General features: G+C 63.5%; 9 protein-coding genes and 1 pseudogene. 4 read left to right on the forward strand and 6 right to left on the reverse strand.

The genetic code is table 11. From position 1 onward, the window contains the following. Positions 1-40 precede the first annotated feature (40 nt). A complete protein-coding gene (locus tag WN72_RS18085) occupies positions 41-3,223 on the forward strand; it encodes an efflux RND transporter permease subunit (protein WP_092217443.1) in 3,183 nt (1,060 codons plus the stop codon). Then, a complete protein-coding gene (locus WN72_RS18090; protein ID WP_092217442.1) occupies positions 3,220-4,491 on the forward strand; it encodes an efflux RND transporter periplasmic adaptor subunit in 1,272 nt (423 codons plus the stop codon). Before WN72_RS18085 ends, WN72_RS18090 begins: the two co-directional genes overlap by 4 nt. A gap of 67 nt (positions 4,492-4,558) precedes the next feature. Here WN72_RS18090 and WN72_RS18095 read toward each other — a convergent pair whose 3' ends face one another. The 4 genes and pseudogenes from WN72_RS18095 to WN72_RS46950 form a co-directional block, all read right to left on the reverse strand. Then, on the reverse strand, positions 4,559-5,209 hold the full coding sequence (locus WN72_RS18095; RefSeq protein ID WP_244553825.1) for a hypothetical protein: 651 nt from the start codon (positions 5,207-5,209) through the stop codon (positions 4,559-4,561). A 1,603-nt stretch (positions 5,210-6,812) separates the two neighbouring features. Further along, positions 6,813-8,153: pseudogene (locus WN72_RS47845) on the reverse strand (ATP-binding protein); the annotation flags it as partial. A 409-nt stretch (positions 8,154-8,562) separates the two neighbouring features. After that, positions 8,563-8,790 (reverse strand): hypothetical protein, encoded by a 228-nt coding sequence (locus WN72_RS18105; protein WP_084334274.1) that lies wholly within the window; start codon positions 8,788-8,790, stop codon positions 8,563-8,565. Positions 8,791-8,950: 160 nt separating this feature from the next. Continuing rightward, positions 8,951-9,388, reverse strand: coding sequence for a hypothetical protein (locus tag WN72_RS46950; RefSeq protein ID WP_244553824.1), 438 nt, complete (start codon positions 9,386-9,388; stop codon positions 8,951-8,953). Positions 9,389-9,445: 57 nt separating this feature from the next. Here WN72_RS46950 and WN72_RS18115 point away from each other — a divergent pair, with 57 nt between their 5' ends. Then, the gene (locus tag WN72_RS18115; protein WP_027559103.1) at positions 9,446-9,727 is read left to right on the forward strand and encodes a hypothetical protein; all 282 of its coding nucleotides are present in this window, start codon (positions 9,446-9,448) and stop codon (positions 9,725-9,727) included. A gap of 88 nt (positions 9,728-9,815) precedes the next feature. Further along, entirely contained in the window at positions 9,816-12,695 is a 2,880-nt protein-coding gene (locus WN72_RS18120; protein ID WP_143130665.1) for an ATP-binding protein, read from the forward strand. Between the two features lie 221 nt (positions 12,696-12,916). Here WN72_RS18120 and WN72_RS18125 read toward each other — a convergent pair whose 3' ends face one another. After that, positions 12,917-15,790: an ATP-binding protein gene (locus WN72_RS18125; protein WP_244553823.1), complete on the reverse strand. Its 2,874-nt coding sequence runs from the start codon at positions 15,788-15,790 to the stop codon at positions 12,917-12,919. A 249-nt stretch (positions 15,791-16,039) separates the two neighbouring features. Beyond that, positions 16,040-16,918, reverse strand: coding sequence for an SDR family oxidoreductase (locus tag WN72_RS18130; protein WP_092217439.1), 879 nt, complete (start codon positions 16,916-16,918; stop codon positions 16,040-16,042). Between the last annotated feature and the right edge of the window lie 221 nt (positions 16,919-17,139).

Here is a 17,139-nt window from a genome sequence, read left to right on the forward strand (position 1 = left end):
TGTCCGACGATCTCGCGTCATTTGCTTCAGGCAGACCACCATGGGAATTGTTCGTTTCGCGCTGCGGCTTCCGCACACATTCTATGTGCTTGCGGCCCTGATCCTGTTTCTCGGCGGCATCGCGATCCGGTCGATGCCAACCGATGTTTTCCCGGAGATCCAGATCCCGGTCGTCACGGTGATCTGGAGCTATACTGGGCTTTCGACCCCGGAGATGGAGCAGCGCGTCAGCACCTACAGCCAATATTCGATCAGTGCCAATGTCAGCGGGATCAAGAATATCGAGGCGCAGACCCTCAACGGTCTGTCGGTTCAGAGAATCTATTTCCAGCCGGACGTCAATCTCGATCTCGCGATCTCGCAGATCGTCTCCGCGACGAACGCCATCCGCGCCCTGATGCCACCCGGCATCCAGCCGCCGATCATCGTGCAGTTCAATGCCTCGAGCGTGCCGGTGCTCCAGCTCAGCCTCGAGTCGAACAGCCTGAACGAGCAGCAGCTCTACGATTTCGGCATTTACCGGGTCCGCCAGCAACTGGCGCCCGTGCCGGGCGTGACCTTGCCCACGCCGGCCGGCGGCAAATACCGCCAGATCATGGTCGACATCGATCCGAACAAGCTCTTGTCGCGGGGACTGACGCCGCTCGACATCGTCAACGCGGTGAACACCCAGAACCTGACGCTGCCGACCGGCACGACCAAGATCGGCGACACCCAGTACACCGTTCGCACCAACGCGACGCCGGCCACGATCCACGATCTCAACATGATTCCGGTCAAGTTCGCGAACGGCGCGACGATCTTCCTGAAGGACGTCGCCCAGGTCCGCGACGGCGCCCAGGTCCAGCAGAACATCGTCCGCGAGGACGGCCATCGCGCCGTCCTGCTCAGCGTCATCAAGAACGGAAATGCCTCCACGCTTGCCGTCGTCAATGGCGTGAAGGCGGCGCTGGCGTCGATCCGCGCGGCGGCTCCGGCGGGGATGAAGATCAACGAGCTATTCGACCAGTCGATATTCGTCACCCATTCGGTCAATGGTGTTCTGCGCGAAGGGGCGATTGCGGCGGGCCTCACGGCGCTGATGATCCTGGTGTTCCTGGGGTCGTGGCGATCGACGCTGGTCGTCCTGATCTCGATCCCGCTGGCGATGCTGTCCTCGCTGATCGTTCTGTATTTTCTCGGCGAGACCCTCAACACGATGACGCTCGGCGGGCTTGCCCTCGCGGTCGGCATCCTCGTCGACGATTCGACGGTGACGATCGAGAACACCCACCGGCTCTGGACCGAGGAAGGCATGCCGCTGCCGGATGCGACCCTGCACGGCGCTGCTGAAATCGCGGTGCCGACGCTGGTCTCGACGCTCGCGATCAGTTGCGTGTTCACCTCGGTCGTGTTTCTGGAAGGGCCGGCCAAATATCTATTCACGCCGCTGGGCCTCGCGGTCGTGTTCGCGATGCTGGCGTCATACGGACTGTCGCGGACGCTCACGCCGATCACGATCGGCCTGCTGCTGAAGGGCGAGCGGCGTCACGGCGAGGGCGATCGCCCGTCGAGTATCTTTGCGCGCGCCTCTGCCGCGTTCGAGCGCGGGTTCGAACGCCTACGCAATGGCTATTCCAATCTCCTGCTGGCGCTGCTGCGGTATCGGGTCATCGTCCCCGTCGTCGCCGTAGCGGTGTTGGCGCTCGGAGCGACCATGTTCGTCTATGTCGGGCGGGACTTTTATCCCCTGATCGACGGCGGCCAGATCCAGCTCCACGTTCGCGCGCCCGCTGGCACCCGCATCGAGCGGACGGAAGCGATTTTCCAGGCGGTCGAGGACAAGATCCGCGAAGTCATTCCGGACAAGGACCGGGCGCTGATCGTGGACAATATCGGCCTCCCGGCGCGCGCCTACAATCTCGCATTCACTGACGGATCGACGATCGGGGTGAACGACGGTACCATCCTCGTGTCGCTGAAGGACGGTCACCAGCCGACAGCGGACTACATCAGGAAGCTGCGGCAGGTGCTGCCATCGGCGTTTCCGGAGGACACCTTCTATTTCCAGGCCGCGGACATCGTGACGCAAATCCTGAATTTCGGCCTTCCGGCGCAGATCGATGTCCGCACCGTCGGTTATGGTAGCAACAACCTGGCGGTGGCCAAGGAGCTGCAGAAGAGTCTCGCGGCGATTCCCGGTGTCGTCGATGCGCATCTGCAGCAGGAGGTCGATGCTCCCGCGTTCTATGCCGACATCGACCGCACCCGCGCCGCGCAGCTTGGCCTCAATGCCAGCACGGTGGCGACCAATATCAATGTCAGCCTCAGTTCGTCCGCGCAGGTGTCACCTAATTTCTGGACGGATCCGACGTCGGGAATTCCATACTACCTGGCGGTGCAGACACCCGAATACAGGGCCAACTCGCTGAACGCCCTGGGCAACACGCCGGTGTCGGCCTCGCTTGCCGCAAGCGGGCAGACGGTGCCCGGCCTCCTCAGCAATGTCGCGACGTTCAAGCGCGGGACCGTTCCCACCAATTCGAACCAGGCCAACGTCCAGCCGGTGTATGACGTCTATGCGAGCGTGCAGGGTCGCGATCTCGGCAGCGTTGCGGCTGACATCGAGAAGGTGACGTCCACCCTGCAGAAGCAGTTGCAGCCGGGCAATTCGATCCAGGTTCTGGGCCAGATCCAGAGCATGCATCAGTCGTTCCGGGATCTCGGGATCGGACTGTTGTTCGCGGCCATCCTGGTCTACCTGCTGATGGTCGTGAACTACCAGAATTTCGGCGATCCCTTCGTCGTCATCCTGGCGCTGCCGGCGACGTTCTGCGGCATCGTGACGATGCTGTTCATCACCGGGACGACGCTGAACGTGCCATCGCTGATGGGAGCCATCATGGCGATCGGCGTTGCTTCCGCAAATTCCATCCTGCTCGTGACCTTCGCGCGGGACGAGCAGTTGAAGGGACACTCCGCGTTCCAGGCGGCGCTGAGCGCTGGCCGGACGAGGATCCGGCCCGTGCTGATGACCGCGGCGGCGATGATCGTGGGCATGATCCCGATGGCGATTGGTGGGCCGGGCGAAGAGCAGAATGCCGCACTTGCGCGGGCGGTCATCGGGGGATTGCTGTTTGCGACCCCGACCACCTTGCTGATCGTGCCCTATCTCTTTGCGATGCTGCGCAAAGGCAACGACGGCAAGCCTCACCACGGCGTATTCGAGGAGCAACCGGAATGAGCGATGTTCGCGCAAGGACTAATGACGAGGAGGCGAAAGATCGCCCCGGGGCGGAAAGCCTGCGGATCGTGGAGCTGCCTGGCAAGGGCGAACGATCCGGACGCCGTTACGGCGGCGCGCTGCTTGGAGGCAGCGCACTCCTGCTGCTTGCGGGCGGTCTCGGCATTGGCGGCTGGCGGCATTATGAGGCCGCGCGTGACGTTGCCGCGATGGCCGAGCAAGCTCGAACCAACGTTCCCGAGGTTCGGGTAGCGACGGTCCGGCCCAGCGGCGACCTCATGAAGGTCACCTTGCCGGCGACGACGACGGCGTTCGAGGCGGCCAATATCTTCGCGCGGACCAGCGGCTATATCGAGAAGCGCTATGTCGATATTGGCGACCGGGTCAAAAAGGGCGATCTCCTCGCGGAAACCACCGCGCCCGAGCTCGACCAGCAGATCGCGCAGGCGCAGGCGACGCTTGCCCAGGACCAGGCCGCACTTCAGCAGGCGCAGGCGAGCCGGGAGCTCGCCGATGTCACCAATTCGCGCGACAGCAATCTCGTCAAGCAGGGCTGGCTGACGGCACAACAGGGCGACAATGATCGTCTCACCCTGCGCGCGCAGCAGGGTGCGGTGGGTGTCGCCCAGTCGAACATCACGGCGCAGCAAGCGCAGATCCGTGTCCTGGAGCAGGAGAAGGCTTATCAGCGTGTGGTGGCGCCGTTCGACGGCGTCGTCACCCAGCGCAACGTGGACAATGGCAGCCTGGTGCAGGCCGGATCGACGTTCATGTTCACGCTGATGCATTCCAACGTGATCCGAACCCAGGTCTTCGTGCCGCAGGACGAGGCTTTCGGAGTCGGCCCGGGCGTCGATGCGGACATTCGCGTGCCCGAGATTCCGGGGCGGACGTTTGCAGGCAAGGTCACGCGGATCGCAACCGCGCTGCAGCCGGGAAGCCGGACACTGCTGACCGAGATCGACGTCCCCAATCCCGATGGTTTGCTTAGTCCGGGCATCTACTGCACGGTCGAGCTGTCTATTCCGCGCAGGACGCCGTCGATGACGATCCCGTCCGACGCGCTCGTCTTCGACCAGAATGGTCTTCATGTCGTGGTCGTGCGGAACGGCACGGTTCATTTTCAACAGGTCTCGATCTCCAGGGATTTCGGCACCACGGTGGAAGTGCGCGACGGCGTGCAGCCCGGCGATCAGGTCGTGCTCAATCCTGCGGTCAATCTGGCGGAGGGCAGCAAAGTGAGCGTTCGCAAGACCGAAACGAGTTAGGGACAGGAAAGATGATGCGTATCGTGTTCGCGATGGCGATGGCTCTCCTGCTCGGCGGTTCTCCCGCTCAGGCACAGGTCGCAACGACCGGCACTACGGCAATGGATCTGCCGACGGTGCCGGGCGCGGTCGTGATCTCGCCGCTCAACAGTCCAGGGCCGTTTTCCGCGAGCACCGTGCCGGGCGATCCGGATACGACGCTGGCGCCCGTCCCGCTCGCCTCGGATCCGACGACGCCGGGGACGGTGGTCACGTGCGCGCCGTTGTCGACATCGCCGGCGCCGGTGCCGGCGACCCCGACTGTATCGTCCACAGGACTTCCGACATCAGGCATCGCGGCCCCGATCCTGCCGGTCATAGGACAGAACAGCAGCTCAATTGGGACAATCTCCGCGACTGCGCCGGCGGGAACAGGTGCGACGGTGGCATGCAGTTCAACGCCGGGAGGGCAGGTGGCAAGCGCTTCGTCTCTGCCGCTTTCGATTCCGCAGGTGCTGGCTAGCCCCGCGCCCGGCACGATCGTGGCGGACACCAGCAGCGCCGGTGGCACAGGCATAGACCCGAATGCTGCTGTCGTGCCCAGCCCGAACAGCTCGGCTTGCATGGAAGGCGTCTCGATGAATCTGGCGTCGCCCGCGACGGTGTTGCCGGCCAACGCTTCAGGCGCGGCGCCGACACCCGGCGTGTCGCCGATCCTGCCGCCGGGATGCTGAGGCAAAGCCGCCGGACCTTCGTCTCATTGCGTCACCCTAGTGGCAGGTGCAAGACGCCGGCCTGTCGCCGTCGCATGTCGAAGGCGAGATGCCAGGTATCTCAGCCAGAGCGCGGGCGAAGGCGAGTGCGGGAAGATCGATTTCGTGATCGAACAGAGCGCTGAGCGGTCCGACAAGATCAAGTGCGGTCCGCTGACGGTTCGATCCCGCCATGATCCTTGCCCATGCCGCCGCAACCTTCAGCTCGTAGAAGCGGCATTGCTGCTCTCTGGCGACGGATAGTCCCTCGGCGAACAGCAGTTCCGATCGAGACAGATCGGATGGGTCATTGGCCAGGAGAACCTCACCCTTGATCCGCAACAGGTCCGCAAGGCACCACAATTGCCGGCCTTGCCGCGACATGGACAAGGCCTCTTCCACCGCGGCCAAGGCCTGCGCAGGCGTGCCGCTCGCGAGCAGGCCTTCGGCGAGCGATCCGAGAAACTCGGGGTTGCGCATCAACCATCCGTTCTCGGTGCGCGCTTTCAGACCATTGCGCAGCAGCGCTATTCCGTCGTCATGCTTGCCCTGCAGAACCAGCAATTGTCCTTTCAGGCAGGACGTCCAGCTGGTCCAGAAAGCTATTCCCTCGCGCGTGACGAGCTCGAGGAGGGAGGATATCGCCTGATCGGCAGCAGCGAGGTCATGCGTCATCAGTGCGATCGGGCAGACGGCATTCCGAAGCGCGTAGGCGATCGAAAGCTTGTCCTTCTCGCGCTCGGCGTCCTGGAGGCACTCGGCGGCAAGGGATCTGCTCTGGGCGATCTTTCCCTGCAACAGCAGCACCCGGGCGAGCATGGCCTTGGCCAGAACGCTCTGGTTCAGCAGAAACCACATCTGGTTTGCGCCGCCGTCCAATCCGTGAGCCGCATGGTCCAGCGACAGGGTCAGCTCGCGCCGTGCATCCTCCTGCGCGCCGAAGAAATGCGTGGCGGCACCGATCAGGCGGCGGCCGACCGTCTCGTTGGCAGGATTTCCAGTGCGCAGTGCGATCTCGAGGTAGCGTTCGCCGACCTCCTTGGCCGCGGCATATTGGCCCGAATTGAGATTGTAGCTCCACAACGTCCAGACCGCCTTGAGCTGAAGCTCGAGGTCGGACAATTCCTCGGCGAGCCCAAGGCCGATGCTCAGCGCCGCCTTCATGCGATCTGCCGATCCCGTCGTGTTCAGAAGTGCGAATCCGAGGGCGACATAGAGCTGCGCCTTGAGCTTCGGAACGCAGGCGAACTCGGGACTGAAATTCGCAAGGGCGCGCTCGATCCGTGTCGAGCATTCCACGAAGGACAGCAATTGCATCCATACCGGGACGAAGCCGGCGGTCAGCTCGATGCCGAGCGCGGCATCCCCATCGGGCGAGAACGCCCAATCGAGCGCCGCATGCACGTTTCCGATTTCCTGGGCAAAACGGGAGATGTCGTCGGGAGCGGGAGAGGTGTCGCCGAGTGGCGCGATGATCTGCCTGAGAAAGGCTGCATGCCGTCGGGCAGCCTGCTCGACGAGGCCGGCGTCCGCCAGCTTCTCCAGTGCATAGGCACGAGTGCTCTCCAGCAAACGCCATCGACCCTCGAAGGAGGGGTCCAGCGACACAAGCGATTTCCCAACCAGATTGAACAGGGTCTCGATGACGTCCGAGCGCGACAACGAGCCGTCCATCATCGCGATGGCCGCATCGAGCGTGAATCCGGCCGGAAACACGGCGAGCCTGCAAAGCAGGTTCTGCTCTGCCGGCGACAACAGGTCATAGCTCCAGTCCAATGTCGCGCGCAGGGTCTGGTGTCGCGGCAATTGGTCGCGGCGGCCGCCGTTCAGGAGCTCGAAGCGCTTGTCCAGCCGGAGCAACACGGTGTCCACGCCGAGATTAGCGGCCCGGGCTGCGGCAAACTCCAATGCGAGCGGAATGCCGTCAAGCCGACGACAGATGGCGGCTATTTTCTGAAGCTCCTGCGCACTCGCAACGAAGCTGGCACGTAGCGCCCGCATTCGCGTGACGAACAGCTCCACGGCGCTTTCCTGGAGCAGCAGATCTGCATCGTGCAGCTCGGGATCGGGGACCGACAGCGGTGGAACGGCCGCAACATATTCGCCGTCGATGCGGAGACCTTCGCGGCTGGTTGCAAGCACGGTGACGTTCGGACAATAACGAAGCACGGCACTCGCGATCTGCGCGGCGGTTTCGATCACATGCTCGCAATTGTCCAGGACGAGAAGCAGCCGGCGCGTCCCGATGGCCTGCGCTATGCTTGTGGCCGAAACGTCCTTGTCATTCGAGGCCAGCTTGAGTGCGCGGGCGGTCGCCGATGCGACAAGGGACGCATCCTGTAGGGTCGCGAGCTCGACCAGAGTCACAGAATCGTGGAAAGAGGCCGCGACGCTGCGCGCGAGCTCGATTGCCAACTTGGTCTTTCCGATGCCGCCGGGGCCGACGAGGGTCACGGCCCGATACGCGGACAACAATTCGGCCAATTGGCTCAGAGAGCCCTCACGACCGATCAGAGGCGCGCGGATGCTAGGCAAGTTGTTGGAAAAGGTCGCGTCGGCCGGCACCGTGACAGGTGCGGCTGCAGGGTGATCCAAAGGCCCGCTTCGCCAAGCTCCCGCGAGCGTATAACCGCGTCCCGAAACCGTCTTGAGGAGATTGCGATCCTCGCCGAGCGCCTTGCGAACCGCCGAAATATGAACCTGAAGCGTGTTGTCTTCGACGGTCAGGCCCGACCAGATGCTCCCGATCAAATCGTCCTTGGTGACCAGGAGACCGGCTGAGCCGACCAGCTTCTCGAGAATTTCGAATGCGCGGCTTCCGATCGGTACCGTGACGTCGTTGTATCGCAGCTCTCTTCGCTGACAATCGATCAGCCAACGTCCGAAGGAGTAGATGCGATCAACCGGCGAAGACATAAGGGGTCCGTGCATCAACTTCACCGCTGTGATCCGGGAGGTCACGAGCCCGCCCTTGAGATCACCGACCCTTGGCAAGAATTTGAAAGCGTGAATGCGCTTAAAGCGTCGTACAGGGGAGGTCGCCGGCGTGTCAAGAAGGCCCGCTCAGTCGCCGGCACCTCGTTCATCGTCGATGCTCGCACCCGATGCGCGCGCGTTCGATACACGAATTCGTGACCGCGGCGCGGCGTGTATCACGATGAGAGTGGATCGGAAGAACCCCGATACTATCAATGGAACATCATTTACGCACATCGCTCGGAATTGTTCGTGCAAGACCTCCGGAGCACGAATACTTCGAGAGAACGCACGCTTCGCAAGAACGGCGACTCGATCGAGAGCCGCCGTCTTTCCTTGACCGAATTTGCTCCGGTCTGCGAGCTCAGTAGCCCGACGTGGGCTCGCACGGCGGCCGGCGCCAGGGGGCGCTTGCGTACGCGCCGACGTCGGGAGCACGGACGCAGCCGCGCTTGGAGGAAACCGGGACGCGCTGAGCCGACGCATAGGCGTCGGCATTGGTACGCTTCGCGTTACCTTCGCGAGCCATCGCGGGGGAGGCAATCATGGCTGCGACCACGAATCCGGCTGACAAGAGCTTCAGTGTAGTCATCGAACATCTCCTTGAGAAAGCGATGCCGGGAACGCCTCGGCCCGCTCACGGGACATGTGCATGCGTTTGTCGGACCCGCAGTGTTGATCGAACGAACATTTTCGTCTTTGCACGAAATCGTCGCGATGGTTGGCACGACGCGATCAAGCACGTTGTTTCGTCATCGATGCCAGTCGCGGCTGTGAAAGTGACCCGCGCCGAATACGGGCGCGGCACCGCCCGGCCGCTCGAGGCCCATTCGCCCGGCGGGCGTCAGCGCGCCACCGTTCAGCACGTCGCGATCGGGATACATTGATGCAAAGGCGGCCGGCTCCTGATCGGCGAAGGACCAGGACGCGGACGCGGACGAAATCGTTGCTGTTGAGATCAGCGCGGCGGCGATCAGGATCTTGAATGTACTCATAGCGAATCTCCATTGCTTGTCGTGTGCAGGGAGACGCTTGGCTATGATCGCTGCTCGGCTGGTGGCGTTTCCGAAGATTGTTTTGATGAGAGTCATGTAGGTCGTCGGTGCGGAAAGTCCCGGCGAATCGGCATCACTCTTGCGGGATGAGTCTGTCAGCGTTGTCAGAATTCTCGCGCGATTGTGCGTGGCCAAATGCTCTCGCTATCCGTTTCTGGGAGGCGGATCGTTTGAACATCTGGAGTGTGAGCAATGAGATCATTTGCTGCAATTTGTATCCTTGCCAGCGTTGCACTGTCGGGCGCCGCGTTTGCTCGCGGCGGCATGGGATCGCATATGTCGATGGAGAGCGGCGGTGCGCTCGGTACGAGTGCCGCCACGCCAGGAACGAACTCCCTGGGCACCGCACTTCCCTCGTCGGAGACTGGCGGTCACGCGATGAAGGGGCCGATGCTCGGCACAGACCCGACCATCGACAAGGATGACGCCCGGCTCGAAAAAATGCTGGAAGGATCAATCTGCCGCGGCTGCTGAACAGCGCGCATTGCAGGACAGGGGCCGGCGGCTACGCCGCACGGCGACCTCTGTCTTTCGAAAGGGTTGGTGGTAAGCTGGATAGAAAATGATGCAACCGCTTGGGGCTGTCCAAATCATGGCTGAGCCAGGCCAGCGTCCCGTCTATATTTGCGCGGAATGGGAAATCGATCTTGCCAGACGCGAATTGCGCTCGGCCGGAGAACTCATTCCTTTGGGGGGGCGCGCCTTTGAGATTCTTGCGGAATTGGTTCAGGCACAGGGCCAGCTCGTCACCAAGAACGATCTGACAGAGCGGGTCTGGCGGGGCGTCTTTGTCGAGGAGAGTGCACTTCGTGTGCATATCGCCGCGATCCGAAAGGCCCTCGGTGCTGACCGCGACATGCTGTCAACCACTGTTGGCCGCGGGTATCGTTTGCTCGGCGCGTGGCGGATCCGGCATTTGGATATGCCGCTACATTCTGCCGCAACCGGGCTGCCGCCATCGATCAACATCCCCAGCCCATCATTCGATCTGATCGGCCGGACCGCCGCGATCGCGCATTTGTGGCGGCTGCTGTCGGCCTACCGTGTGGTGAGCCTGGTCGGCCCCGGCGGAATCGGAAAGACGGCACTGGCGCTGGAGGCCGCCAGAACGCCGCCGCCCGGTTTCGCGGCTGACCGACTACTGGTCGAACTGGCTTCGCTGTCGGACCCCAGGCTCGTCTGTTCGGCCGTCGCCGGCGTGCTTGGCACCAAGCTCGAGGGCGAGGAGATTTCGCCGGATGCGATCGCGCGTGCGATCGGCTCTCGGCCCTTGTTGCTCATCCTCGACAATTGCGAACATGTCATCGACGCCGTGGCGCAGGTGGCCGAGCTGGTTGTCAGCCGCTGTTCGGGGACGATCATCCTCGCGACGAGCCGGGAGGCGCTGCGCATCGAGGGCGAGTATGTCTATCGCGTGCCTCCTTTGGGCGTGCCGCCTGAAGCATGGCAAGAGCCCGCTGGCGCATCCGCGTACAGCGCGGTGGAATTATTTACGAGCAGAGCGAAGGCGCTGGGCTCGAGCTTTGCACCTGACGAGAAGAACATCGGCGCCATCGCCGCGATCTGCCGGCGGCTTGATGGCATTCCGCTTGCGATCGAGTTTGCGGCGGCGCGTGCAGTCATGCTCAGCCCGCCGAAGATCGCGGCGCTCCTCGATGACAGGTTCAAATTTCTGACCACCGGCCGGCGCACGGCATTGCCGAGGCAGCAAACCCTTCGTGCAACGCTCGACTGGAGCTACGACCTCTTGCCGGAAGACGAGGCGTGGCTGCTCCGGCAGCTCGGCATATTCGCCGGCGAATTCCAGCTCGACGCAGTCATCGCCGTCGCCGGCGAGGGCATCGGCGACGTGACCGGACAGCTCGCCAGGCTGGTGGCAAAGTCGCTCGTTCTCGCGGATATTCGCGGTAACAGCCCACACTATCGCCTGCTGGATACTACGCGCGCCTATGCCTTGGAGAAGCTGCGCGCCGCCGGAGAATATCCCGGCGCGGCGGGCCGCCAGGCGAACTACTATTCCGGAGTCTTTGCCGGCGCCGAAGCCGACAGCGAAGTGAGGCCGCAGGCGGAGTGGCTCACCATCTATGGCCGACACACCGACAACGTGCGAACGAGCCTCGATTGGGCCTTCTCGCCCGACGGAGACTCGCAGGTCGGGGCGGCTCTGACGGCCGCCGCGGTTCCGCTATGGGTACAATTGTCGCTCCTTGCTGAATGTCGCGAACGGACCGAACTTGCCCTCGCGCGGCTCGATCCGGCGGCCGCGGACTCGCCGCGGCTTCGGATGCAACTGTCGGCCGCACGCGGTTGGTCGCTGATGTACGGTGTAGGCAGGGCGAGGGAGGCCGGCCCGGCCTGGGCCGCAACCCTTCAGCTTGCCGAGCAGCTCGGTGACAGGGATTACCGACTGCGCGCGCTTTGGGGACTCTGCATCGATCAGTTCAACAACGGCGAATTCCGCAGGGCGCTCGAATTCGCGCATCGTTTCGCGGATCTCGTTGCCGATTCCGGCAATCCCGTCGACCGGATGATGGCTGATCGGCTTCTTGCGACCACGCTGCACTTTCTCGGCGACCAGCGGCTGGCGTATCACCACATCGGACGAACCCTGTCGCGCCTTGGGGACCTCGCAGCAAGGCCCCAGGTCATTCGTTTCCGCTTCGACCTGCGGGTCTCGTCGCGCTACTTTCAGGCTCGGATCCTGTGGTTGCTCGGCCTTGCGGACCAGGCCTTGAGCGTCGTTGAGCACAACGTGGAGGAAGGCCGGGCCAGTGGTCACGCCCTCACTTTTTGCAGCGTCCTCGGGCAGGGGGCCTGCCCGATCACGTTCCTGGCGGGTGATCTCGATGCGGCCGAACGCTATTGCGCGATGCTGCTCGAGCATACCGAGCGGCATCCGATCCGCCTGTGGAACGTATGGGCGCGCGCCTTCAGGGGCCTGCTGATCGCGCGCCGGGGTGACCTTGCGACCGGGTTGCCGCTGCTACGCAAAGCGCTCGAACTCGCGGGCGAGGCGCGCTTCCTGCCGCGCTTTCTGCTTCCTCTCGGCGAGCTTGCGGCATGTCTCGGAGGGGCCGGCGAGGTGTTGCAAGGGCTTGCGGTCGCCGACGAGATGCTCGCGCGTTGCGAGGCGAGGGACGAGGGGTGGTATGTCGCCGAGCTCTGGCGCATCAAGGGCGAATTGCTCCTGCTCCCCGGCGAGCATCGCTCGACGATCGCCGCAGGGCAGGCCTTCGACAGGGCGTTCGAGGTGGCACGGAGCCAGGGCGCCTTGTTCTGGGAGCTGAGGATTGCGATCAGTGTGGCACGATTGAGGATGAGCGAAGGACATGCGGTCGAGGCGCGCCATGTTCTCGCCGCAGCCTACGGCAAGTTCACCGAAGGTTTCGAGACGGCGGACCTGCGCGACGCGCGCGCCATGATAACCAAGGTCGGATCGTAGGCGGCGGATGCCCCCGGGGAGCGGCATCCGATTTCATCAATCGGGTGCCTGTGCGGCCTCCATAAGCGCCGCATCCCCGTGCTCTGGAACGTTCCGCAATTTCGCCCGTGACGCCGCCTGTGCCGCGCGCCGACGTCTCATTGCCAGCGCAGCATGGATCGGCGGTTCGCACGCGTCGTTCGAGACGGCCCCTCTCTATCGCGATTGCACGGCGGAGGCGGTCATTTGGCCGCAAACGAGCACGAGCGCGCAGGGCTCAGCTCGGCAAGCAAGCCCCTTGCCGTCACGAGGCTACGCGTGTGGAAGCCCTCGGTAAATCGCCGATAGACGGGCGCAAGCATGTCGTGCGCCTCCTGGTCGCGACGGTGTCCTTGCCACAGCCTTGCAAGCGCGATCGCCGCGCGAAGCTCATAGCCCGGTGCCTCCTGATCGCGGGCGAGGTCGAGCGCCTGCACGAGGCTCAGCTCCGCTTGCGCAAGATCCGGATCGCCCAGCTGCATCAGCACTTCGGCTCTTGTGCGCAACATGTCCGGCATGTCCATCATGAAGTTGCGGTGGCGGGCCTGGGCAATCGCCTGGTCGATGGTGTCGAGCGCTTGCTCACTCTGACCTGCCGCGGCCAGGCCCTCGGCAAGGGGCATGCGAAGCCCCACCACCGCACCGAAGCTCTTGCTCTGCAGCTGCTCGATCGCGCCTCTCAGCATGGCGAGCCCGGTACCGGTCTCGTTCCGCGCCAGCAGCGTAATTCCCTTCATGGCCTCGCCGACCATCTGGAGGATGGCGAGGTTGTACCTTCGAGCCTCCGCGATGAACCTGTCGACATGGTCTTCGCAATCCTCCAAGTCGCCATTCCAGAAGAAGACGCCGAATGCCCATGGCAGGGCGCGGCAGAACATGATCGGGTGATTTGCTGCGATGACGTCCGAGATGGCTCGGCGCACCACTTGCGCCGCCTGATCGGGATAGCCCTGCAGCCAAAGGACGCGGGCAAGGCTGATCTGAGCGCGTTTGGGATACTCCAGCGTGAGGCGGCCATGGTACTGCTCCTCCAAGCCCGGCTGCAGCAGCGCCGCTTCGAGGTATGAGCGGGAGGCGCCAAACTTGCCCAGATACTGGCAGGAGACGCCGAGCAACAGGCGCATGCGCGCCACCGCAATGGAATCGTTGCTGGCGAGAGCAATCGCTTCGCCGCGCTGGGCGGTGCCCAATGCGTCATCGTATTTGCCGGCGAATAATTGCAGCAGGTGCAACTGGTCGATCAAACGGATTTGCCCAGCTATGTCGCCGAACTCCTCTGTCAGCTTGAGTGCCCGGTTGAGGTGATTTGCAGCGAGCTCGTCCAGCTGCCCTGTGAGCACGCGGGCGGCCCCCAGCGCCGTATGAAGTGCGAGACCGTGCCTGATGCTTCCATTCGTCTGGTCGAACGCATCGATCGCGCGGGTCACCCAGAGTTCGCACTCCGCCAGAAGCGACAGCTTGAAGAACAGCGGTATCGATGCTGCAGCGAGGGCTACGCCGACCCTGCGGTCGCCCTGATCCGAGAAGCACCACGTCAATGCGGCACGTATGTTGCCGAATTCCTCGACCGCCACCGTAAGGTCCCGGTCCGATTTGTCGCCGATTTTCTCGAGGAGACCGAGAAAATAGCATGCGTGACGTCGCGCGATCGCGCCGGCGTCTCCGCTGGCGGCAAGTTTCTCTTGCGCGTATGCCCGGGTCGAGTCGGCAAGGCGGTAGCGGGGCGGTTGCGAGCCGGTATTCAGTGCAAGCATCGACTTGGCAACGAGGCTGTCGATGATGGCCAGGATCGTATCGTCGTCTTCCGTGACGGCGGCAATCGACCGCGCGGCGTCCAGCGTCGTGCTGCCGACGAAAACCGAGAGCCGGCCGAGAACCGCACGTTCCGGTTCGGATAGAAGATTGTAGCTCCATTCGATGGTGGCGCGCAGAGTCCGGTGCCGGGGCAGTGCGGTGCGTCGCCCCTCCCACAGCAAATTGAGGTGCTGGTCGAGGAGTTGCGCCATCGCTCTCGCGCCATATGTGCTTGCATGACCGGCGGTGAGCTCGATGGCAAGCGGAATGCCGTCGAGTCGACGGCAGAGGTTGCCGACATCGGAGGCGTTTGTATCCGTCAGCGCGAACTCGCCGCCTCCCGCGGTCGCACGCTCCACGAAGAGTTTCACGGAAGGATAGGCGAGGGCGTTCGCGGCCGTCAGAACGGCCCTCTCCGGCGGGCTCGGCAGCGGGGGGAGACGGTATGTGAACTCGCCCTCGACGCGCAGCAACTCCCGGCTCGTTGCCAGGATGTGCAGGTCCGGTGCGGCCTGGTAGAGCCGTTCGGCCAGCGCCGCGGCGGCTTCGATGACATGCTCGCAGCAATCCAGAATGAGCAGCATGCGCCTGTCGCGCAGGAATGTCGCGAGGCTGTAGGTGGGGTCATTCGATCGCGCATGCAGCCCGAATGAAGATGCGACGATCGCGGGCACCAGAGCGGCGTCCTCCGTCTCGCCGAGGCCGACAAAGTGGACATGACCGTTGAATTCGGCGAGCAGCGCATGGCTCGCGGAAACGACGATCGTGGTCTTGCCGATGCCGCCCGGGCCGACGACCGTGACGAAGCGCTGGGCCCTCAGCTTTTCCGAGATGTCCCTGATTGCTTGCTCGCGTCCTACCATCTGTCTGGGATGCGCTGGCAGGTTGTGGACGTAAGCGGGACTCGCTGGTGCAGACGGCCTCTGATCCGGGCGTGAGACTGCCGCGACGAAGCAGTAACCCTGTCCGGAGACGGTGCTCAAATATCTGACGCCGCCGTTGCCGTCTCCGAGCGCCTTGCGCAGTGCGGCGATATGGACGCGCAAGCTGTTTTCCTCGACATCGGCACCCGGCCACGTCTTGGCTATCAGATCCGCCTTGCTGACGACGTTGCCGGCCTGTCGCACCAGCGCGAGCAGGATGTCGAATGCCCGGCCGGACAGTTGGAGCGCGCTTCCGTCTCTTTCAATCCGCCGCTGTGAAGGGTCGAGCCGAAACGGCCCGAAGAGGAAGATCTCTCGGACGGACTCGTCTTGCGCGGAGTGGCAAGCTGCGGCGGTCATGTCGTTGCTTTGCCAGCGAGGGGCCATTCGAGATATCAACCCAGCGCACGAATCGTTACGTTCTATGACTTGGAAGCACACCAAGACGCGTGAACGTAGTGGCGCTTCAAAAGTATCATCCGGCCATATCAGGGTAAAGGATTGGGCCGTATCACTTTCGTCCGGGGCTCCGAGGAGCCGCGTGCCCTTGAGGCTCCGCGCTGCTCGCTCATTCGTGCGCGGATATCCCTGATTTGTGAGGTAGCCCTCCTATCCGAGGGATGCGGGCTTGAGGATGTCTTCCAGTCCGATCCGCCGGAGCAGTTCCGCACGGACGCTCTCAGCGACGGCGTCGACGGCTGCGGCTCCGTCGTCGGGGCCGACATGGACGCGCAGCGGTCGCTGACCAAACGGCATATCGACAATATCGGCGATGGCGGCGGCAACGTCCTGCGGCGTTTGATCTTTCGCCGGAAGTTCCGCAAGGCCCGATAGCGCGATTTCGCTCACGTCGGCCGTCGGTCCATCCGCGTATTCTTCGGCCCGCATGGTGTCCAGCGGCCTGCCGGAACGGATGTAGTGACCGGGCCCGAGTGCGCTCGGAACGATGATCGTCGTCTCAATGCCCCAACGCGCGAGCTCGCCGGCATAGCCGAGCGCCAGCGCATCCAGGGCAGCCTTTGACGAAGCATAGGCCCCCAGGAATGGAACAGAGCCGCCCCGCGCGCTGCTCGACGAAACCCATATCAGCAGGCCATGGCCCTGCTTGCGCAATTGTGGCAATGCGGCCCGATTGAGCCGTTGCGCACCCAGCACGTTGGTGTCGTAGAGCTCGGCGAGCTGTTCCGGCGTAAAGGCCTCCGCCGGTCCGTAGACGACCTGCCGGGCATTGTGCACGATCACGTCGAGCCGGCTGTTCTCGGCGACGATGGCATCGATGGCCGAGTTCACGGAAGCTTCAGAAGCAACGTCGAGCGCAATGGTTCGGATATCCATGCCCTGTTGGCTGGCCTCCTCGCTGCCGTGCTCCTCGCGGCGATCCGTGTCCCGCATGGAAACGTAGACGGTGTGGCCAGCCTGTGCCAGCTTCTTGCAGGTGTTTCGTCCGATGCTGTTTGAAGCTCCCGTGATGACGATCACTTTGCTCATTCGGTTCCCAATCGCATTCCAGCTTCCGCGAGGGCGTCAGCGCGACACGTTCATCATCCCCGATCAACCGCTGTCCTTGCGCGAAGAGCATCTGACATAGGCGCCGGCACAAGTCGGGTCTTTCGAGCCCGGTGGGTGATTTTCAATTCGCACGAATTATTTCGAGATGGCCCGAAGGGGGCTGCGGACGCGCCCCGTTGCGGACTGGACCAGTCCGGGCG

This window comes from Bradyrhizobium arachidis (assembly GCF_015291705.1).
Lineage (GTDB): Bacteria > Pseudomonadota > Alphaproteobacteria > Rhizobiales > Xanthobacteraceae > Bradyrhizobium > Bradyrhizobium arachidis.